Annotated in this window: 17 protein-coding genes and 1 rRNA gene; 10 read left to right on the forward strand and 8 right to left on the reverse strand. The window is 35.5% G+C overall.

Going from position 1 to position 21,696, the window contains the following annotated elements; genetic code table 11:
• Positions 1-73: 73 nt before the first annotated feature.
• The 3 genes from rrf (at position 74) to LNP23_RS15230 (ending at position 1,371) form a co-directional block, all read left to right on the forward strand.
• A 5S ribosomal RNA gene (gene rrf / locus LNP23_RS15220) occupies positions 74-183 on the forward strand.
• A gap of 284 nt (positions 184-467) precedes the next feature.
• Positions 468-920, forward strand: coding sequence for a DUF1569 domain-containing protein (locus tag LNP23_RS15225; protein ID WP_230001840.1), 453 nt, complete (start codon positions 468-470; stop codon positions 918-920).
• A 16-nt stretch (positions 921-936) separates the two neighbouring features.
• Positions 937-1,371, forward strand: coding sequence for a nuclear transport factor 2 family protein (locus LNP23_RS15230; protein WP_230001841.1), 435 nt, complete (start codon positions 937-939; stop codon positions 1,369-1,371).
• Positions 1,372-1,378: 7 nt separating this feature from the next.
• Here LNP23_RS15230 and LNP23_RS15235 read toward each other — a convergent pair whose 3' ends face one another.
• Together LNP23_RS15235 and LNP23_RS15240 are read right to left on the reverse strand one after the other, a co-directional pair.
• Positions 1,379-2,023: an endonuclease III domain-containing protein gene (locus LNP23_RS15235; RefSeq protein ID WP_230001842.1), complete on the reverse strand. Its 645-nt coding sequence runs from the start codon at positions 2,021-2,023 to the stop codon at positions 1,379-1,381.
• Between the two features lie 50 nt (positions 2,024-2,073).
• On the reverse strand, positions 2,074-2,940 hold the full coding sequence (locus LNP23_RS15240; protein WP_230001843.1) for an alpha/beta hydrolase: 867 nt from the start codon (positions 2,938-2,940) through the stop codon (positions 2,074-2,076).
• Between the two features lie 140 nt (positions 2,941-3,080).
• Between LNP23_RS15240 and LNP23_RS15245 the strand changes: the two genes are divergently transcribed.
• From LNP23_RS15245 to LNP23_RS15270, 6 genes are all read left to right on the forward strand, one after another.
• Complete coding sequence (locus LNP23_RS15245; protein ID WP_230001844.1) at positions 3,081-4,508, forward strand: glycogen synthase; 1,428 nt, start codon at positions 3,081-3,083, stop codon at positions 4,506-4,508.
• Complete coding sequence (locus LNP23_RS15250; RefSeq protein ID WP_047779168.1) at positions 4,498-5,778, forward strand: glucose-1-phosphate adenylyltransferase; 1,281 nt, start codon at positions 4,498-4,500, stop codon at positions 5,776-5,778. Before LNP23_RS15245 ends, LNP23_RS15250 begins: the two co-directional genes overlap by 11 nt.
• A gap of 34 nt (positions 5,779-5,812) precedes the next feature.
• On the forward strand, positions 5,813-7,717 hold the full coding sequence (gene glgB / locus LNP23_RS15255; protein ID WP_230001845.1) for a 1,4-alpha-glucan branching protein GlgB: 1,905 nt from the start codon (positions 5,813-5,815) through the stop codon (positions 7,715-7,717).
• A gap of 197 nt (positions 7,718-7,914) precedes the next feature.
• The gene (locus tag LNP23_RS15260) at positions 7,915-10,314 is read left to right on the forward strand and encodes a glycoside hydrolase family 31 protein (RefSeq protein WP_230001846.1); all 2,400 of its coding nucleotides are present in this window, start codon (positions 7,915-7,917) and stop codon (positions 10,312-10,314) included.
• An 84-nt stretch (positions 10,315-10,398) separates the two neighbouring features.
• Positions 10,399-11,208 carry a M48 family metallopeptidase gene (locus LNP23_RS15265; RefSeq protein WP_047779165.1) on the forward strand — a complete coding sequence of 270 codons (810 nt, stop codon included), beginning with the start codon at positions 10,399-10,401 and terminating at the stop codon, positions 11,206-11,208.
• Between the two features lie 280 nt (positions 11,209-11,488).
• Positions 11,489-12,793, forward strand: coding sequence for an MFS transporter (locus LNP23_RS15270; RefSeq protein ID WP_230001847.1), 1,305 nt, complete (start codon positions 11,489-11,491; stop codon positions 12,791-12,793).
• Between the two features lie 64 nt (positions 12,794-12,857).
• Here the strand turns inward: LNP23_RS15270 and LNP23_RS15275 are convergent, their stop codons facing one another.
• The 6 genes from LNP23_RS15275 to LNP23_RS15300 are packed head-to-tail and all read right to left on the reverse strand — an operon-like array spanning position 12,858 to position 18,816.
• Entirely contained in the window at positions 12,858-14,705 is a 1,848-nt protein-coding gene (locus LNP23_RS15275) for a serine hydrolase domain-containing protein (protein ID WP_230001848.1), read from the reverse strand.
• 55 nt (positions 14,706-14,760) lie between these two features.
• Positions 14,761-15,891 (reverse strand): serine hydrolase domain-containing protein, encoded by a 1,131-nt coding sequence (locus LNP23_RS15280; RefSeq protein WP_230001849.1) that lies wholly within the window; start codon positions 15,889-15,891, stop codon positions 14,761-14,763.
• 49 nt (positions 15,892-15,940) lie between these two features.
• Positions 15,941-16,663 (reverse strand): head GIN domain-containing protein, encoded by a 723-nt coding sequence (locus LNP23_RS15285; protein ID WP_230001850.1) that lies wholly within the window; start codon positions 16,661-16,663, stop codon positions 15,941-15,943.
• A gap of 17 nt (positions 16,664-16,680) precedes the next feature.
• Positions 16,681-17,742 (reverse strand): DUF4097 family beta strand repeat-containing protein, encoded by a 1,062-nt coding sequence (locus LNP23_RS15290; protein ID WP_047779161.1) that lies wholly within the window; start codon positions 17,740-17,742, stop codon positions 16,681-16,683.
• The gene (locus tag LNP23_RS15295; RefSeq protein WP_230001851.1) at positions 17,726-18,265 is read right to left on the reverse strand and encodes an anti-sigma factor; all 540 of its coding nucleotides are present in this window, start codon (positions 18,263-18,265) and stop codon (positions 17,726-17,728) included. Before LNP23_RS15295 ends, LNP23_RS15290 begins: the two co-directional genes overlap by 17 nt.
• Positions 18,262-18,816: an RNA polymerase sigma factor gene (locus LNP23_RS15300; protein ID WP_047779159.1), complete on the reverse strand. Its 555-nt coding sequence runs from the start codon at positions 18,814-18,816 to the stop codon at positions 18,262-18,264. Before LNP23_RS15300 ends, LNP23_RS15295 begins: the two co-directional genes overlap by 4 nt.
• A 371-nt stretch (positions 18,817-19,187) precedes the next feature.
• Between LNP23_RS15300 and lon the strand changes: the two genes are divergently transcribed.
• Positions 19,188-21,641 carry an endopeptidase La gene (gene lon, locus LNP23_RS15305; protein WP_047779158.1) on the forward strand — a complete coding sequence of 818 codons (2,454 nt, stop codon included), beginning with the start codon at positions 19,188-19,190 and terminating at the stop codon, positions 21,639-21,641.
• The last annotated feature ends 55 nt before the right edge of the window (positions 21,642-21,696 follow it).

Consider the following 21,696-nt stretch of genomic DNA (forward strand, 5'->3'; position numbering starts at 1 on the left):
TATTGTTGCAATTATTTAATTATTAATATTAAATTTTTAATTAATTGTACGTTACCTCAAGTAACAACGACCTTAAGGTGGTTATTGCGGCGGGGCTCACCTCTTCCCATCCCGAACAGAGTAGTTAAGCCCGCCTGCGCAGATGGTACTGCAGTTATGTGGGAGAGTATGTCGTCGCCTTTCTTTTAAGAACCCTATCCAAATCGGATAGGGTTTTTTGTTTTATATACTTTTTTTTTAACCATATAAGTGATGTAAGTTCAGTTAAGCCTTACTTTGCGACCACTTACGTAAACCCTTGCGGTCCTTGCGGTTAAAGAAAAACAGTACATATAAGAGACACCATTTTGCAACCTTGTTTTCTTGCTAAATAGAAGTTTTTGCAAAAATTAGGGCAACTTTAAAACCCTATTTACTATTTTGGGAATAAATTTTATATTTTTACTTAACTATAGAACAGTAGAATTATGCAAAATATTTTTCTTAGAGAAGATTGTGATCAATTCATTAATCGAATTAATCAGTTGAACTTGGATTCAAAAGGGCTTTGGGGTAAAATGTCTGTAGATCAGATGTTTGCTCATTGCAATGTAGCGTATGAAATGGTCTATGATACGATTCATCCGAAACCTAGTGGCTTTGTGAAATTTATTCTTAAGACATTGGTGAAGAATAAAATAGTCAGTGATAAGCCTTTTTCAAAGAATAATCAAACAGCGCCACAATTTATAATTGCAGGGAATCGTGATTTTGAGGCCGAAAAAAATAGATTGATTGCGTATTTGATTAAAACTCAGGAATTGGGAGAAAGTGAATTTGATGGTAAAGAATCACATTCTTTTGGAAAACTGACTTCGAAAGAGTGGAATAATCTGTTTGCCAAACATCTGGATCATCATCTGACTCAGTTTGGGGTTTAAGAAAAAAGAACGGTTTATGAAAAAATATGTCCTTATTGTATTTTTATTTATTGGATTAATAACGAATGCACAAAAACAAGAAGTCCAAAAGTCTATTGAATTATTTTTTGAAGGTTTTCATGAAAAAGATTCGATGAAAATTAAATCTGTTTGTTCGGATAAAATTATTCTGCAGTCTATCAGTGAGAATTCTCTGAAAGGAAACAAATTATCTGATGAAAAAGCAAAAGATTTTTACAAATCGATCGTATCAATCCCTGCCAGTGTCAATTTTAAGGAGAAAATTTTAGATTATAACATTCAAATAGACGGATCTATGGCTCATGTTTGGGCTCCTTATGAGTTTTATCTTAATGGCAAATTGAGTCATACAGGAGTAAATACATTTACTTTGTTTAAAGAAAAAGAGACCTGGAAAATCATTTATTTAATTGATACAAGAAGGAAATAGCAGTAACCTATTGTATTTGAGTTGTGTAATAATGACAGGAATCCGTTATTAAACAATCCTCACATTTGGGTTTTGGTCTGCAGGTTTCTCTTCCCAGGAAGGAAATCGCCATTCCAATTTCAGACCAAATTGATTTAGGTATCGCAAGCATAAGATCTTTTTCTGCTTTAATCCCGTCTTTTGCTTCTTTGATTATTCCGATTCTGGGAGCTACACGAATAACATGTAAATCTGCAATAATACCTTCCGCAGGTTTGTTGGTTTCCCTTAAAATCACATTAGCAGATTTTCTTCCAATGCCTTTTAAAGCTGTTAATTCTTTCATATTCAAAGGAATATTTTCATCCTTTTGTAGTGTTTTAGCGATATCAAGCAGCCATTGCAATTTTGTTGGATAATTTCTAACCTTGGTTATATACGATTTAAATGTTTCGGGATCTGCGTACGCTAAACTTTCAAGTGTAGGAAATTTTTCAAATAAAGCGGGCGAAATTGTGTTTATATTGGCATCAGAATCTTGGGCCGACAGCACGACCATTACAAGTAACTGATACGTATTTTTATAGTCTAAGGGATGCTTTTTACCTTTGTATTTTTTTAAAATTGGCCCAAGTTTTACTTCCCAATTTGATGTTTCTTCAAATAAATCCATTTCTGTTTTTCTTTAAAAGTGACTAATTAAAAATTATAACTATCACAAAATTAAGTAGTTTCGATGAATTCTATTGTTTTTTTGATAACATTTTGATTTCCAAGGATTTTTCGGTGCCCCAGACCATCTGTAAGTGCTAAAGTTCCGTTTTCTAAATGTTTGTGAATATGAATTGCAGCCTTTACCGGTACTTCGGGATCATCATTATCGTGAATTACCAAGACTGGAATTTTAACTTTAGTAGCAGCCCTGTAAGCAGAATAATCATCCATTTTTGTCTGATATTGGCTTTCAAAATGATCGCGTAAAAGGGTACTCATTTTAGGTTTTAACCCAACTTTTGAAGTAAAATCATCCAAAATATCCTGTACAATATCACCACTTCCGATAACGACAGCTTTTTTTACATTTAGTCCGTCTTTTATTGCATTCAAAACAGACATTCCGCCTAATGAATGTCCAATAGCAAACTCAAAAGGGCCATACAGCTTCTCAATTTCTAAAACAGATTCTATAAAATCAGACATTATAGTTGTTTTTCCATCCGATTTTCCATGTGCGGGAGCATCAAAACTTATTGTGGCATACCCTTTTCGCAAAAGTTCGTCGGCAATTTTGAATAATTGAGTACCGCGTCCCGACCAACCGTGTACAAGTATAACCTTCCGATCACTTTTTCCGTATTCATACACCACAATGTTTTTATTTATTGCCGGAACAAGAATAGTGTGTTGAATGCTTTTGTGATCCATATCGAGTTCTCTTTTAGGAACCTTATGTTTTATGGGGGTTGTAAAAAGTTTTGCAGCATACTTTACGGTCAATTTTGTAGAGAAAAAAGCGCAAATTTTGCAGGATATAATAATAAACTGGGGAATTTTTAAAGATTGAATAGGATTGGAAGCCTTTTTTGTCATATTGGTAAATTTTGTCTCAAGCGCAGATTTCGGTTATTTTTCCTTAAATTTAAAGAACATAAAAGTAGTACAATTAATAAATTTTTGCTTTAAAAAACAGCAAGAATTTAGTTTAGTAAATGTGTTTTTAAAATTTTAGGATGGAAATATTTCATGTAAGTGCAGAATGTTACCCTATGGCAAAAGTTGGTGGACTGGCAGATGTTGTAGGAGCATTACCCAAATATCAAAGTAAGGCCGGTCATCAGGTTCGTGTGGTTGTGCCTTGTTATGATACTAAATTTAAAAGAGAAAATGAATTTGAATGTGTTCATTGGGGAAATGTTAAATTGGGGAATTTTGATTTTCCATTCAGTGTTTTAAAAGAGACAACAGATCAGTTAGGTTATGAGCTTTATCTGATTGAGATCAAAGAATTATTTGATCGCCCAAACATCTATGGTTATGAGGATGATATTGAGCGGTTTTTATCTTTTCAGATCGCTACTTTAGATTGGATTACAGCTCGAGAAACGGTTCCGGATGTAATAAACTGTCATGATCATCATACGGGATTAATTCCTTTTTTAGTAAAGTATGCCTATAAGTATGAGCGATTAAAAAACGTTAAAACGGTAATTACCATTCACAACGGCTTGTATCAGGGCTGGTTTGGTTTTGATAAGCTGCATTATTTGCCTGAGTTTGATTTAATTCATGTCGGCTTTTTAGAATGGAATACTGCTATAAATTCTTTGGCTGTTGGTATTAAATGTGCAAACGCGGTTACTACGGTTTCGCCAAGTTATTTGGATGAAATTAACCGTTCTGCAAATGGTTTGGAAGCATTATTTAACCAGGTTCGGGACAAGTCAAAAGGGATATTAAATGGTATTGATATTGAAATCTGGGATCCGTCTAAGGACCAGATGATTGTAGAAAACTATTCGGTCGAAACTTTTGGCGCCGGAAAACAGAAGAATAAAGAAAAGTTATGTGAGGAGTTCGAATTGGATCCATCAAAACCTTTGTTTAGCTTTATTGGAAGGCTGTTTGAAGAAAAAGGCGGTGATTTATTGCCTCAGGCTTCGGCGTTGGCTTTATCAGAGAATTTTGAAAGTATCAATATTCTGATTTTGGGATCCGGAAATCCAGATATTGAAGCTCAGTTGGTTCAATTGAGAAATGATTATAAAGGGTATTACAATGTTTTTATTGGTTATAATGAAGAATTAGCGCATTTGATTTATGCGGGTTCTGATTTTATCTTAATGCCATCCCGTGTTGAACCCTGCGGTTTAAATCAGTTGTATGCGCTGCGTTACGGAACAGTGCCTATTGTTAGAAGAACCGGAGGATTGCGTGATACCGTAATTGATTTTGGTGATGATGGAAACGGAATTTGTCATGATCAGGCTTCTGTGGGGGATATTTGTTACTCGATTAATCGGGCGGTTAAACTTTATGCCGATAAATCAAATTTTAATAAAATAATTGAAAGAGGAATGCAGACCGACCATTCCTGGGAAAGGGTGTGTGAGGAATACATCGAAATTTACAACTTAATAATTCAGAAAAATGAAGTTTAAAAAGAAAAATGTAGTTGCCATTATTTTAGGAGGAGGACAAGGATCACGTTTGTTCCCTTTAACAGAAACCAGATCAAAGCCGGCTGTTCCGATTGGAGGAAAATACAGATTGGTTGATATTCCAATTTCAAATTGTATTAATTCTGATATTTTTAAAATATTCGTATTGACACAATTCAATTCGGCATCTTTGAATGCTCACATTAAAAACACCTTTAATTTCAGTATTTTCAGTCAGTCCTTTGTTGATATTTTAGCCGCTGAACAAACGCCTGATAATCCAACTTGGTTTCAGGGAACGGCAGATGCTGTGCGTCAGTGTATGGCTCATTTTCAAAAACATGATTTCGAGCATGCTTTGATTTTGTCAGGGGATCAGTTGTATCAAATGGATTTTAATGAAATGTTAGAAGCTCATATTGCCAGTAATGCGGAAATTTCTATAGCCACACTGCCTGTAAACGCAAAAGACGCACCTGAATTTGGTATTCTTAAAACCAACCATGAAAGTTGCGTTGAAGCTTTTATTGAAAAACCCGAAGCTTCGCTCTTGCCACAATGGGAATCGGAAGTAAGCGAACAAATGCAAGCCAAAGGGAAAAAATACTTGGCTTCTATGGGGATTTACATCTTTAATAAAAAATTACTTGAAGAGTTAATGGCCAATCCGGATACGAAAGATTTCGGAAAAGAAATTATTCCGCAAGCGGTTGGGAAACATAAAATTTTGAGTTACCAGTACGAAGGGTATTGGACCGATATCGGAAATATTGAATCCTTTTTTGAAGCGAATATTGGCTTGACAGCAGATATTCCGGAGTTTAATTTGTTTGATAATGACAATAAGATTTTTACACGTCCGAGGTTACTTCCTCCGTCTAAATTTAGAAATTCAACGATCAATCAATCTTTGATTTCTGAGGGATGTATTATTAATGCTAAAGAAATTAAAAGTTCTGTAATTGGAATTCGTTCCAGAATTGGCGAAGGAACCATTCTTGAGAACTGTTATGTGATGGGGAACGATTTTTATCAGGATTTGGATGAATTGAAAGAGGATACTGAAAAGAATAAAATTCACGTCGGAATTGGAGAAAACTGTTTTATAAAAAATGTTCTGGTCGATAAAAATGTACGTATTGGAAACAATGTTCATATTAACGGAGGCAAACATTTGGACAACTTCAGTAATGAATTATACAGCATCAAAGACGGAATTGTGGTCATTAAAAAAGATGTTATACTTTCTGATAATTTTAGAATAGAATAAAAAAGAATCTAATTGTTGCCTTTAAAAACCAATTATGAATAAAGTTATTACGCACTCTCTTTTTACTGATTTTGACATCGATTTGTTCAAGGCCGGAAAGCATTTTAGACTGTATGAAAAGCTCGGAGCACATTTGACAGAAGTTGACGGAGTAAAAGGAGTTTATTTTGCGGTTTGGGCACCTACAGCAGCTACCGTTTCTGTTGTTGGTGATTTCAACTATTGGACACAAGACGAGCATCAGCTAGAGGTTCGATGGGATTCTTCCGGAATCTGGGAGGGTTTTATTCCCAATATCGAAAAAGGATCACTTTACAAATATAAAATTAGATCGAATATAAATGGGGTGGTAACCGAAAAGGCTGATCCATTCTCTTTATACTGCGAAAAACCACCACATACTGCTTCTGTTGTCTGGGATTTGAATTATGACTGGAAGGATGAAAACTGGATGCAATCGCGTCAGGAACACAATGGTCTTGATAAACCTTATTCGGTTTACGAAGTACATTTAGGCTCCTGGAAAAGGGGAGAAAACAATCGTTTTTTGACGTATTTGGAACTTGCGGAAGATTTAGTTTCTTATGTTAAAGAAACAGGTTTTACGCATGTAGAATTTATGCCGATTATGGAGTACCCCTATGATCCTTCGTGGGGGTACCAACTAACCGGATATTTTGCCCCAACTTCCCGTTTTGGAAAGCCTCAGGATTTCATGTTTTTGGTCGATAAATTACATCAGGTTGGAATAGGGGTGATTTTAGATTGGGTTCCGTCTCATTTTCCTGATGATGCGCACGGTTTAGGCTTTTTTGACGGATCACATTTATACGAACATCCGGATCGCAGAAAAGGTTATCATCCGGATTGGAAAAGTCTGGTTTTTAATTACGGACGCAATGAAGTTCGTGCCTTTTTGATTAGCAATGCTGTTTTCTGGCTGCAACATTACCATGCAGATGGTCTAAGAGTCGATGCCGTCGCTTCGATGTTGTACCTTGATTATTCCAGAAAAGAGGGCGAATGGGAGGCTAATATTTATGGAGGAAGAGAAAATCTCGAGACCATTAGTTTCCTGAAAGAGTTTAATGAAGTTATTTACGCTAATTTCGAAGGAGTTCAGACCATTGCAGAGGAAAGTACTTCTTTTCCGATGGTGTCAAGACCTGTGTTTTCAGGAGGTTTGGGGTTTGGAATGAAATGGATGATGGGCTGGATGCACGATACTTTAAAATATTTTCAAAAAGAGACCGTCTACAGAAAATACCACCAGAACGAATTGACTTTTTCGATGACCTATGCTTTTAGCGAAAATTTCATGTTGCCGTTTTCGCACGATGAAGTGGTCTATGGAAAAAAATCAATTGCCAATAAAATGCCGGGTGATGAATGGCAAAAGTTTGCCAATTTACGTTTGTTGTACGGGTATATGTTTACGCATCCCGGTACCAAACTGTTGTTTATGGGCTGTGAATTTGGGCAAAGTGATGAATGGAATTTTGAAAAAAGCCTTGACTGGCATTTATTGCAATACGATTATCATTCGGGAATAAAAAAAGTAATTACAGATTTAAATCAGTTCTATAAATCACATCCGGCATTGTACGAAAAACAGTTTGACAATGATGGTTTTGAATGGATTAATTATTCGGATCATCAAAATGCGGTGTTGGCTTACATTCGAAAAGGAAATGTTGCAAAAGAAAATTTGATTATCGTTTGTAATTTCACACAAGTGATACGGGAAAAGTACCGAATCGGAATTCACCAAAAAGGGAAACTGAAGCAGGTATTTAACAGTGATGATAAAAGTTATGGAGGAAGCGGAATCAGTAATCCGGGATCTCTAAAAATAGAAGCATCGCCATACGATGGAAGAGATTATTCGATTGAATTGACCTTGCCACCTTTGAGTGTAACGATTTATTCTTTTGAATAGAACCAGTCAATTTTTGTACGATAGGATTTTGTTATTTTTTGGCTCGTAAATTATCGATATTTTGCTTTTTTAAGATGGAATTGTTCACTCCCACAGAGAAAACGTTTTCGTGAATAAACCTCATATTTATAAAGGTTTAACTAGTTTTTTTGTATGTTTGAAAGAGATAGAATTGTTATAATTAATTTATCAGCGATATGATTACAAACACATCATTAGAATACAAAGGCGATTTATATCCATCAAAAATTGTCTCGTATGAACATGAAGGAGATTCCATTTTTTTTCACACAGACAATAAAGTAATCTTAAAAGTTACCATTCTCAGGGACAGTTTAATTCGGTTTCGCTTTACTACAAAAGGGTATTTTAGTACTGATTTTTCATATGCAATTGATAAAACACAGTTACACGGATATAATTTCCTCGAGTTAACAGAAGAAGCAACTTATTTCCAAATCAGAACCAGCAAAGTAAAATGCAAAATTCAAAAGGCTGATCTTCGTTTATCCATTTATGATTTAAACGATTTTCTTATTTTGGAAGACGAACTTGGTTTTCATTGGGAAGAAAGTTATGAATATGGTGGCAACATCGTAAAAATGAGTAAATCTTCTAAAGATGGAGAATGTTTTTATGGTTTAGGAGATAAAGCAACTCAGATGAATTTAAAAGGCAAAAGAGTAGAAAATTTTGCCACAGATCAATATGCTTTTCAAAAAGAACAAGATCCGCTATATAAAGTAGTTCCATTTTATATTGGCTTACATAACAAACAATCGTACGGGATTTTCTTTGACAATACTTTTAGAACTTTTTTCGATTTCTGTCAGGAAAGAAGGAATGTTACGAGTTTTTGGGCAGAAGGAGGAGAGATGAATTATTATTTCGTTTATGGTCCCCAAATGCAGGATGTTGTGACAACCTACACCGATTTAACAGGTAAACCCGAATTACCACCACTGTGGGTTTTGGGATACCATCAGTGTAAGTGGAGTTATTACCCGGAAAGTAAAGTAAAAGAAATTACCTCAAAATTTAGGGAGCTCAAAATTCCATGTGATGCGATTTACCTCGATATCGATTATATGGAAGGCTTTCGCTGTTTTACCTGGAATAAAGACTATTTTCCCGATCCAAAACGTATGGTCGCCGAATTGGCTGAAGACGGCTTTAAAACGGTTGTAATCATAGATCCCGGTATTAAAATCGACAAAGACTATTGGGTTTATAAAGAAGCATTAGAGAAAGATTATTTCTGCAAAAGAGCCGACGGTCCTTATATGAAAGGAAAAGTATGGCCCGGCGAATGTAATTTTCCCGATTATACAAATCCTGCTGTAAGAGAATGGTGGGCAGGATTATTCAAAGAATTAATTTCGGACTTTGGTGTAAAAGGAGTTTGGAATGATATGAATGAACCGGCCGTAATGGAGGTGCCAAATAAAACTTTTCCGATGGACGTTCGTCATGTTTATGATGGAAATCCGTGTAGTCATAGAAAAGCGCATAACATTTATGGTACGCAAATGGCCAGAGCGACCTATCATGGAGTAAAACGATTTGCTTATCCAAAGCGACCGTTTGTGATTACAAGATCGGCCTATTCCGGTGCACAACGATATACCTCGTCCTGGACTGGGGATAATGTCGCCACTTGGGAACATTTGTGGATTGCTAATATTCAGGTACAGCGAATGTCGATTTCAGGAATGGGTTTTACCGGTTCTGATATTGGCGGCTTTGCTGAACAACCAACCGGAGAATTGTATGCGCGATGGATTCAATTAGGTGTATTTCATCCATTTTGCAGAACGCATTCTTCCGGAGACCATGGGAATCAGGAACCTTGGGCTTTTGACGAAGAAGTGATCAATATTACCCGAAAATTTGTTAGTCTTCGTTATCAATTATTGCCGTATTTGTACACCATGTTCTGGCAGTATATTGAAGAAGGGATTCCGATGTTGAAACCGCTTGTTTACTACGATCAGGAAGATACACAAACCCATTATCGCAATGATGAATTTATCTTTGGAAATCAGATATTAGTTTGCCCGATACTGGAACCAAATTCGTTAGGCAGACGTATGTACATTCCAAGAGGAGAGTGGTACAATTACTGGACCAATGAGTTCTCAAACGGAGGAAGAGAAGTGTGGGTGGATACCAAATTTGATGAGATTCCAATTTTTGTAAAAGCAGGTGCTATCATTCCAAAATACCCTGTTCAGCAATATGTCGGAGAGTTAGAGTTTGATGAATTGACACTGGATTTGTATTTCAAAAACGGAAAAGAAAAATCGTTTGTATACGAAGATTCTCAAGATGGTTACGATTACAAAAAAGGGCGTTATAGCTTTCTGTCTTTCACCACAATCGGAAAAGAAAAAGAACTGATTGTGCAGTTGCACAAAGAAGGTAAATTCGAAACAAATTACAGCAAGTATAAGATCAATTTAATCGGACTGCCTTTTAAAGTGACGACAATTGAAATTGATAATGAAAAAGTAGCATTTGATGAAGTTGGCTTCTCAGAAAATCAATTTTTAATAGTAAATAAAGAATTCAGCGAACTTCATATCACAGGAGAATAGTACTATTTTGATATATTTTAATTGAATTATGTAAATGAGGATTTCATAATAATCGTATTTTTGTTACTTTAAATATCAGGAATTATGAAAAAATATTGGTTAGGAGGAACAGCTGTTATTCTTTTGATGGGCTGTGCAACAAATCCGATTACAGGAAAGCAAAATTTGAACTTTGTTTCAAACAGTGAATTGTTTCCGTCTTCTTTTCAGCAATACAACCAGTTTTTAACTGAAAATAAAGTGATTACGGGGACAGCAGATGCTAAAAAGGTAGAACTTGTTGGTATGAAAATTAAAGCTGCTGCAGAAAAATACCTGACGTATTTAGGACAAACACAATATTTAAAAGACTACCGTTGGGAATACAAGTTAGTTGACAATAAAGAAGTTAATGCCTGGTGTATGCCGGGAGGTAAAATTGTGGTGTATTCCGGTATTTTGCCGATCACCAAAGACGATGCAGGTTTAGCAACTGTAATGGGACACGAGGTTTCGCATGCCTTGGCTAATCACGGAGCACAAAGAATGAGTGCGGCTCAATTGCAACAAATCGGAAGTGTTGCTCTGGGAGCAGCTACCAGTGGAAAAACACAACAAACACAACAAATATTCTCACAAGCTTACGGACTTGGTACGCAGGTTGGCGTTATGCTGCCATTTAGCAGAGGAAACGAAACCGAAGCAGACAAAATTGGACTGACACTTATGGCAATTGCCGGTTATAATCCGGATGACGCTGTAGCATTTTGGAGTAGAATGTCTGCTAAATCCGGCGGAGCATCAACTCCCGAGTTCATGAGTACACACCCGTCTGACGCTACAAGGATTGCTAATATAAAAGCATTGATACCTGAAGCAAAAGCTACGGCGCTTAAGGTAGGAGTTATTAAATAGGGCTTCGACTTCGCTCAGCCTGACATTTTAGTTTTCAGTCACAGTTTTCAGTTTTGCTCTACTTATACCTATTGTCAGGCTGAGCGAAGCCGAAGCCCCTACAGCTATAACTTAAAACCATACACTTTAAACAAAATAAGCCTTTCCCAAATATTTTTGTAGATCTTTGAAAAGTGCGATGAGTTTCTTTTTTTATAAAAAATGATGTTCTTAATACTGTAATAATGAATTCTTAATAAAAAAGAGATAAATTCGCAGCTTAATTAACCAACCCATTTTTATGAAGAACTTACAAAAAGGAGATAAAAAATTGCTAAATGCCTGGGCATTTTACGATTGGGCAAACTCTGTTTATACACTTACCATTGCATCGGCAGTATTTCCAATTTTCTACGACAGCTTATTCTCAGATGACAATCATTATATAGATGTTTTTGGGATGCACTTAAAAAATTCTGCTTTGATTAGTTTTATTACGGCGGCAGCATTCTTGGTGGTTTCTTTTATTTCCCCTTTCTTATCCGGTATTGCGGATTACGTTGGAAACAAAAAATCTTTTATGAAGTTCTTTTGTTACGTTGGAGCATTATCCTGCATGGGATTATATTGGTTTGATTTGGGTAATATTTATGTTGGATTGGCATTCTATTTCTTAGGATTAATTGGTTATTGGGGAAGCTTGGTCTTCTATAATTCCTATCTTCCGGATATTGCTTTTCCGGAACAGCAAGATAAAATTAGCGCCAAAGGCTATTCATTAGGATACGTGGGAAGTGTTCTTTTGCTAATTATTAATTTGGTGATGATTATGGGGGCAGAAAATGGAGCAGCAAAGATGCAAGCAATGCGATATTCTTTTATCATGGTTGGTGTTTGGTGGGTTCTGTTCAGTCAATATACTTACTTTTTCTTGCCTAAAGGAAGTAAAGAAACTACTCAGAAATTATCACGTGATGTTATATTTAATGGTTTCAAAGAGCTAAAAAAAGTTTGGGGTCTTATGAAAAAAAATATTCCATTGAAACGTTATTTGGGAGGGTTTTTTGTTTCAAGTATGGCAGTTCAAACTGTTATGTTAGTTGCTACTTATTTTGGGGCTCAGGAGATTCAATGGGAGACAGAAGAAGATGGTACTATTGGTTTAATAAAATGTATCTTGATCATACAGTTGGTAGCCGTTGTGGGTGCAATTTGTACTTCAAAAGCTTCAAATAAATGGGGTAATATCCCAACCCTGATCGTAATCAATGGTATTTGGGCTACATTTTGTGCTTTGATCTATTTTATCACTTTACCAATTGAGTTTTATGTAATGGCAACCATGGCAGGATTTGTAATGGGTGGAATTCAGTCTTTGTCTCGTTCTACTTATTCGAAATTATTGCCGGAAACAGAAGATACAGCTTCGTTTTTTAGTTTCTACGATGTTGCCGAAAAAATCGGAATCGTAATCGGAATGTGTGTTTACGGAATTATTGATCAAATTACCGGAAGCCCGCGTGCGGCAATCGTTATTTTAGCTCTTTTCTTCTTAACATCTATTTTTCTTTTGAGAAGAGTTCCAAAAAATGCAACTTCAAAGTAATTAGTAGGTCAAAAGACCAGTTGTAAATCTATTTTTAATAAAGAGTAATACCCTGATAAATCCTTTACGGATTCATTAGGGTATTAATTTTTGCAATCATCTGTTTGGCATTGTTGTTCTTGGGATTTAGCTCCAATGATTTTTTATAGTTTTGTTTTGCTAATTCTAATTTTCCGGTTAGCTCATAGATTTCACCCAGACTATCGTAAACATTAGCAGATTGTGGGTATTCGCTGCAGTTAAGTGAAAATAACTGTATCGAAAGAGCGGTTTGCTTTTTGTTATAAACACTGTATCCTAAATTGTTGATGGCCTCTTCAAAATTAAAATCAGGATATTTTTGTCTCAACTTTTTGAATGCAACAACGGCAGTTTCAAATTTAGAGTTATCAAAAATTTCGATCATTCTGGTTTGTGGAGTCCTGATTTCATCTAATGTAAGTTCCAGCTTTTGAACTGTATCACCTTGGCGGGAAATGGTGATTCCCGTTAACTCATTTTTGTTATTCAAATTAAATTGAATGTTATTTGGGTAATTGTCAACCTTAAAAGTATTGTTGCCTAGGTAGTACATGCTACTTTTTTCGGTATCAAAATTTTCTTTGAAGAAAGGGGAATAGAGGTATAGTTTTTTGTTTTCTTCGAAGATCTTTGTCGTTCCGAGACGGTTATAGCCGTAAAGAATTTCGGTGTAATAGCCTTTTATGGCATTACGCAGTGCGAAGGGAGTTTCTTTGGTTGTTTGTTCATCGACCGGAATAGTCCAATTAAGTTTGTTTATAACTTCTTTAGTGATATAACTCATTAAAGGATAACGATTAGGTTTGTCACCATTGGCTAAAATCGCAATTCCGTTCCCTTTTTTCATAGTGGCTAGAAGCTCACCGCCAACCCCTGTGTTAGAGCCATCGTGTGTAAACCAATCCAGATTGCCCCAACCTAGACTTCGTTGCCAGCCGTAACTCCAGCCTCTTGGTCCGTTTAATGTTACGATTTGGGTCACTTTTTGAGCAACGGTTGTAGAAATTACAGTGTTTCCTTTGCCTAATAAAGCCTTTTGCATTTCGATGGCAATAGTGGCCAGATCAGTGGGAGTAGACCATAAACCGGAAGGAGCTACTTGTGGAGTAATCGGAATTCCGGTTTTGATAATTTCTCCTTTTGAATTATGCACTTTTGCAATATTGGTTAAAAAACCGTCTTCATTAGGTTGAATCATGGTTGAGTTTTGCAATTTTAAAGGATCAAGCAGCTGTTCTTTTACAATTTGGGCCAACGGCTTTCCAAGATGGTCTTCGAGAGCACATTGAAGGATTACATATCCACCGCCGCTGTATTCCCAATTGGTTCCCGGTTTAAAAAGAAACTCAATTTCTTTTTTGGATCTGGGCAATAATTTTCCCTGCAGACTCTCCACAATTGTCGGAATTGAATCACCTTGATAATAATCTTCAAAACCGCCTTGACTTGTTCCGGCAGTATGAGATAAAAGCTGTTTCCAGGTCACATTGCTGCTTTTTGTGAAATCATTTTCAGGTAATTTCCATCTTTTAAGGTAATTAGAAATAGGATCGTCCAGATTAATTAAACCTTTTTCTTCCAGAATAGCGCAAACTATTGCCGTAATGGGCTTTGAAATGGAGGCGGTTGAAAAAGCTGTATTTGCATTGATTTTTTCTGGCGAGTCAGCTGCTTTAATTCCCCATTCGCTTGTCCAGATTATTTTGTAATTTTCAAATACCGGGACGCTTAAACCCTTTAGATTGTGTTGGGCCATAAGTGATGTTATACTTGCTTTTAAACTATTTAAAGCACTGATCTTATTTGTTGTTTCATCTGTATTTTCTTTTTTCTGACCAAAAGATAGGGCACAAGAAAGCACCAGAAGGAAAATGTAAATTGTCCGTCTCATTATTATCGGTTTTTTAAAGGAATGGTTTTTAGATTATGCTAACTCTTTGCATTTTTTAAGGCGTAACATTTTTAGTAGCAGGTTTTAAATCTGCCAAGAGACCTTCGGCAGCAGCCTCCAGATGTGTGCCTGAATCTTTATCACTTTGATTCATGATAATTGAAAAGCCTAAATTATACTCTGAGTGTATTTTAAGTATATTTTGCGTACCATTAGAGCCTCCATCTTTGGCGTAAACAATAGTTTTATCGGGAGCTTGTTGAATTTCCCAAAAATAACCCATATCGCCATTTGTATAAATTCTTCGATGGGATTCAATAACAACCTTGTTAGTTCTGTCCAGTTCAAATTTTATAAGTTTAATTAAGTCGCTCATAGTAGATTTGAGCATCTTAGAAGCACCCCAAAGATTGCTGGATAAAGGAGTCATTAGTAATCCACTCGCATTATAGCCGTTGGCAAGTACATCGGTAGTAGCCAATTTGACCTTTGTGGATTTCATTCCTGCTTTGTCAAAAATATGTTGCTGTAATAAATCCTGGTAGTTCTTTTTGTAAACATTCTCCAGAATATGGGCACACAATTCAGGGCCTAGTGCTCCGTATTTAAAGGCTGTACCCGGAAGAGTGTCCACTTTTACCTGTCGCAGAGCAGTAAAAAAATCGGTTTTGGTATACGATTTATCAAGTCTGCTTTTGTGAACAAGAAAGCTGTCAGGACTGTATTTCTGTCTAATTTCTTTGGTATCCGGAAAAGGAGTTAATATCCCGCTTCTGTGGGTAATTAGATTTTTAATTTTTATTGGGTTTTTCTTAAACTCCAAATTTGAAAATTCTTCGTTCAGGTATTTCCGAATGTCATCGTCTAATCTTATTTTCCCGTCCAGGACTGCATTTGCAACAAGTGTCCCAGTAAATACTTTTGTAGTAGAAGCGATTTCAAAAAGAGTCTCGTCAGTAGCTTTGTTTCCTTTTCCTTTGTCGATTTCGCCATAATGTCTGGTGTAGACTTTATCGTCTATTACAACACCAATAGAGACAGAATAAGCCTTTGAATTGGTTAGTAATGTAGCGGCATTTTTATCGAGAGAAGCAAAAATTTCTTTTTCGCTAATTGGGTTTGCTTTTTGCTGGCTTAGACATGGAAAACCGATGCTTAATAAAAAAGCAATAATTAAATTTCTCATGGTTTTTACGTTATTAATTATTGCTTTTTATGATTTTAGTTAGCTGTTTTTATGCCTTGGAAATGTTTCCTGAACCCGAAACTTTTACATCACGTTTCTCTGGATTCCCTTCATATTTGATATTACCGGATCCGGATACTCTTGCTGTTAGAGTTTCATTGCAGTTAACACGACCGTTGCCGGAACCTGAAATGTTGATATCAGCATTTTTTGATTTCAGATCAGCCGCATCTATATCTCCTGAACCCGAAAGTTTAGTGGTAAAATTATTGGCTGTTCCTTTCAATCGTACATTTCCTGATCCGCTTAAATTAAGATCCAGATCATTAGAATCGATACCTAAATTAAAGTTTCCTGAACCCGAAAGTTTAGCTGAAAATTTATCGTTTTTGATATTATTCTTAGTTTGAATATCTCCCGAACCGGATAAAGTCACTTGAGATATTTTTTCGAACGGAATCGTAATTTGTATTTTTTGACGGGAACGAATATTAGTGTTTTTCTTCATGGAAATTTTCAAAGTATTTTCTGAAACTTCAACCTGTACCAATGGAAGTAAGTTTTCTTCTCCTTTGAGGGTAATATTCCCTTCTTTTCCGGAAACCAGGTCTACATCAAAAGAACCTGAGACTTTTATTCCGTCATAATCACTTGTATTTCGGGTTTCGGTACTTATTTTACCGTTTCCTGTTACCTTATTTGACGACTGTGCATTAGCTGTTAAGCTTAAAAGAAATGCACCACAAACTAATAATTGAACTGATTTTTTCATAATTTATACTTTTTTGGTTATTGTTTTTTGGTTAACGTTACACTGCCATAACTTGAATTGACAGCGATTTTATTTTGTCCTTTTTTCTTATAAAAGCCACTTATTCTTTTACTACTGTTTTTAGTTTCTGAAGATGAGATATCTAATGAACCATCATTTTTAATACCTCCGTATCGGTTGTTGATATCAAAATCAAAAGCGAAGTTGGTGTCGTATCCCAATGAAATATCGGAGTATTCGGAGGTTACAGTCACGTTATTGGCTTTTTCGTTTATGATTCCAACACTTAGTTTACTGTAGGTCAGATCGGCGCTTAAGTTGCTTAAGAGCTCTCCAACATTGACTGTAAGGTAATTTCCGGAACCGGTAACAGAGCCAATTTTTTCAAACTTAAATTTACCGTAATTACAATCGTACTTAACACTTTGTCCATCACCAATCACTAGGTCCGTATAATTGGTATCGAGGGTAATTTTACCGGCATCATTGATTTTTAGTCCGGAATATCGGGCTTCAATAGTTCCGCTTTTAATATAATCAATGGTTGAATTTTGACAGTACTCGATTTGAATGTTATTAGCATTTCCGTTTAATTTACTAAGTTCTACTTTGCCGTATTTGCAGAAAATATCAGTAGTAGAAGCCAGATCACCCGTAATAATGTTTCCATATTTATTACTAAGTTTTACTGTCCCGTTTTTTGGAATTTTAATGACATAGTTAATTTCAAAACTATTGCTGCTTCCTCTGCTTTTAAAAGAAGAGCTTCCAAGCGACGTAACAGCGCTAACCATTGCTTTTAAAGCCGTAATATCTACCGTTATGCTATTTAATCTTTCGTTTACCCAATTTTCATTCCCTCCGGTTACTTTGATGGTAATGTCCAGATCAATTTTATCTTCATCCCAGGTTGTCACAGTGATGTTACCGTATTTATTGTCAATATCTATTCCGGCATTGGAATTGACGATATAGGTTTTTTTGATTGTTTTTTGTTTTGAAATGTAGCCTTCATCGTTTGAAAATCCCAAGAAAGGAATCAAAAGAAAGAGCATTAGGAGGTTATAGTGTTTTTTCATGTGTCGTATTTTTTAAGTTTTCGTTTTCTTCTATTCGTTGTAAAACCGTTTGTAAAAAAGAGATTCGGGTTTGAAGATTGCTAATCATGGCGTAAATAATCTGTTTGTTTTCGCCATTTTTTTGCAATTCGTTTATGATTTTCTGATAATCGGCATCAAAAACTTTCATCTGTTTTAAAGCGTCATTTATAATTTGCTCATTTTCAGGCGAACTTTTTTCTTTTAGTTTAACCAGTTCGTTATCAATTAAAATATTGAATATGGAATCGGTTCGTTTGGTTTCGTTGGACGCAAATTGAAATTGCTTTGGCTTCGTGTCATTGTTATAAAAAACAGATATTCCAATCAGTAAGGCAATAGACGCTGCAATTCCCCACACGGCATAATTATTTCTCTTAGGTTTCTTTTGATGGTTTAGTTTATTCAGGAAATCAAGTTGGTGATCCGGATTTATTTCCTGTACATCCCACTGATTTTCTAATTTTTTAAACAATTGTTCTAAGTTGTCATTTTCCTTTTTCATATTTCCTCTAATTTTTTTCGTAAATTTTCTTTAGCTCTGCTTAATGTGGTCCGGCAATTGGCATAGCTGATATTTAAAATTTCGCAAATTTCTTCCTGATCATAACCTTCAATAAAAAAGAGGGTCAAAACCATTCTGTAATTGTCTTTTAATCCTAAAATGGCATCTAAGACCTGTTTTACTTTTAAGGAGTTCAAATCAATACTTTCAGAAAAGAAACTATCATCTTCCTCAATTTTGTAAAGTGTCTTGCTTAGATCCTCGATTTGAAGAGCATTATTCTTTCTATAAAAATCAATACTGTAATTGACAATTATTTTTTTTAACCACGCCCCAAAAGCAACTTCCTGCTTATAGTCGTTAATTTTTGTAAAAGCTTTCAAAAAACCTTCCTGCATGACGTCTTGTGCAAAATGCTCGTCTTTTACAATTCTGTACGCCACATTATACATGGCTTTACAGTAACGGTTGTAAACTTCGAATTGTGCTTTTTGATTGTTCTCTTTACAAAGCGTGATTAATTCTTCGATATTTTGGTTTGTTATATTCAAGTAATGGTTGCTAGTTTTTAATAAGGACTTTGCTTTTTTTGGTTTGTTACAGTTTCAATGAAATTTAATTTATTTTTTTTTCTGAAATATTCTTTTTTTTGTTTGATAGTCGTTGTTCATTGAGGAGTTAGGAGTGGTTGTAATTGATTGTCTATTCCTGATTTGTGTTTTTATTAAAGCTGTTAGAAGGTTTAGGATTATCCACACAATAAAATTAAGGTATAAATTTGTTTTGGCACAATGATTGTCTATTTTTACCGTCTATCTTGTGGAGGATATACTTAGGATTGTTTTACCAAAAACTAGCATATCTAAGACCATATCTACAGTTAGGATTGAACTTTTAATGACAAAACGACTTATATATTATTATGTCAAACCATAAAATACTTACTATTGACAATCTGTCACTTCAAGAATTTGACTCAGAGGCAGAATTAATTCCATTATTAACTCCAGAAGACGAAGAAGAAATGAATAACGAAGAGCTTCCGCTTTCGTTGCCTATCTTGCCTTTGCGTAATACTGTTTTATTTCCTGGTGTTGTGATTCCTATTTCGGCAGGAAGGGATAAGTCTATAAAATTAATTAATGATGCGAATGCCGGTGGAAAAATCATTGGTGTTGTTTCTCAAATTAATGAAGAAGATGAAGATCCGTCTAAAGATGATATTCATAAAATTGGAACGGTAGCAAGAATTCTGCGTGTTCTGAAAATGCCTGACGGGAATGTTACTGTTATTCTACAAGGAAAAAAACGTTTTGAAATTGACGAAGTCGTTTCAGAAGACCCTTATATTACAGCTACTATAAAAGAAGTTTCAGAAGAACGTCCCGATGAAAATGATACCGAATTTGTAGCGATTTTGGACTCTGTTAAAGAGTTGGCTATTCAAATTATAAAGGAAAGTCCAAACATTCCTTCCGAAGCTACTTTTGCGATTAAAAACATTGAAAGCCAATCGTTTTTAATCAATTTTGTTTCTTCTAATATGAATTTATCGGTAAAAGAAAAACAAGGTTTATTATCGATAAACGGATTAAAAGACAGAGCCCTTGAAACTTTACGTTATATGAATGTAGAGTTGCAAAAATTAGAATTGAAAAATGACATTCAGTCAAAAGTTCGTTTTGATTTAGATCAGCAACAACGCGAGTATTTCCTCCATCAGCAAATGAAAACCATTCAGGAAGAATTGGGTGGCGTTTCGCAGGAAGAGGAAATGGACGAAATGGGGCTGAAAGCAAAAACTAAAAAATGGGACGAGAAAACGCAAAAACATTTCGAAAAAGAACTGTCAAAAATGCGTAGAATGAATCCACAATCTCCTGATTTCGGGATTCAACGTAACTATTTAGAGTTGTTTCTAGAATTGCCTTGGGGCGAATATTCTAAAGATAAGTTTGATTTAAAACACGCTCAGAAAATATTAGACAAAGATCATTTCGGACTTGAAGAAGTTAAGAAAAGAATGGTAGAGCATTTGGCTGTATTGAAACTTCGTAACGATATGAAATCGCCAATTATTTGTTTAACAGGACCTCCGGGTGTTGGTAAAACCTCTATTGGTCGTTCTGTTGCCGAGGCCTTAGGACGTGAGTATGTGCGTATTTCGTTAGGTGGTTTACGTGACGAAGCAGAAATTCGCGGGCATAGAAAAACCTATATCGGTGCCATGCCGGGAAGAATTATTCAGAGTTTGAAAAAAGCAGGAACATCAAATCCGGTTTTTATTTTAGATGAAATTGATAAACTTTCAAGCGGAAACAGTGGTGACCCTTCTTCTGCTTTATTAGAAGTTTTAGATCCGGAGCAAAACAATTCTTTTTATGATAATTTCCTTGAAATGGGATATGATTTGTCTAAAGTAATGTTTATTGCGACTTCAAATAATATGTCAGCCATTCAGCCGGCATTACGTGACAGAATGGAAGTGATTAAAATGTCAGGGTATACGATTGAAGAAAAAGTAGAAATTGCAAAAAGACATCTTTTTCCAAAGCAATTAGAAGCACACGGTTTAACGACTAAAGATTTGACAATTGGCAAAAAACAATTAGAGAAAATTGTAGAAGGATATACACGTGAATCCGGTGTTCGTAATCTGGAGAATAAAATCGCTCAGGTCATTCGTAATGCAGCAAAAGCAGTTGCAATGGAAGAGGAATACAATAAAAAAGTTACAGATGAAGATATCGTAACTGTTTTAGGTGTACCAAGATTAGAACGTGATAAATACGAAAATAACGATGTTGCAGGAGTTGTAACAGGTTTGGCCTGGACAAGTGTTGGAGGAGATATTTTATTTATTGAATCTTTGATCTCTGAAGGAAAAGGAGCTCTTACCATTACAGGAAATCTAGGAAATGTAATGAAGGAATCGGCTACAATTGCTTTAGAATACATCAAAGCAAATGCTAAGAAATTAGGTCTTAGTGTTGAGTTGTTCCAGAAATACAACATTCACTTACACGTTCCGGAAGGAGCTACGCCAAAAGACGGTCCAAGTGCCGGTATCGCCATGTTGACTTCTTTGGTTTCTTTGTTAACGCAAAAGAAAGTAAAGAAAAGTCTTGCTATGACAGGGGAGATTACGCTTCGTGGAAAAGTTTTACCGGTAGGTGGAATTAAAGAGAAGATCTTGGCGGCAAAAAGAGCCAACATCAAAGAGATTATCCTGTGTCACGAAAACAAAAGTGATATTGACGAAATAAAAGCGGAATATTTAGAAGGACTGACCTTTCATTATGTAAAAGAAATGAGTGAAGTATTGGCTTTGGCATTGACAGATCAAAATGTTAAAAACGCTAAAACGCTGAAATAAATTTCTATATAAAATCCCAAAAATATAAATTCCAAATTCCAATAAACTGATGCTT

It is taken from the genome of Flavobacterium cupriresistens (assembly GCF_020911925.1).
Lineage (GTDB): Bacteria > Bacteroidota > Bacteroidia > Flavobacteriales > Flavobacteriaceae > Flavobacterium > Flavobacterium cupriresistens.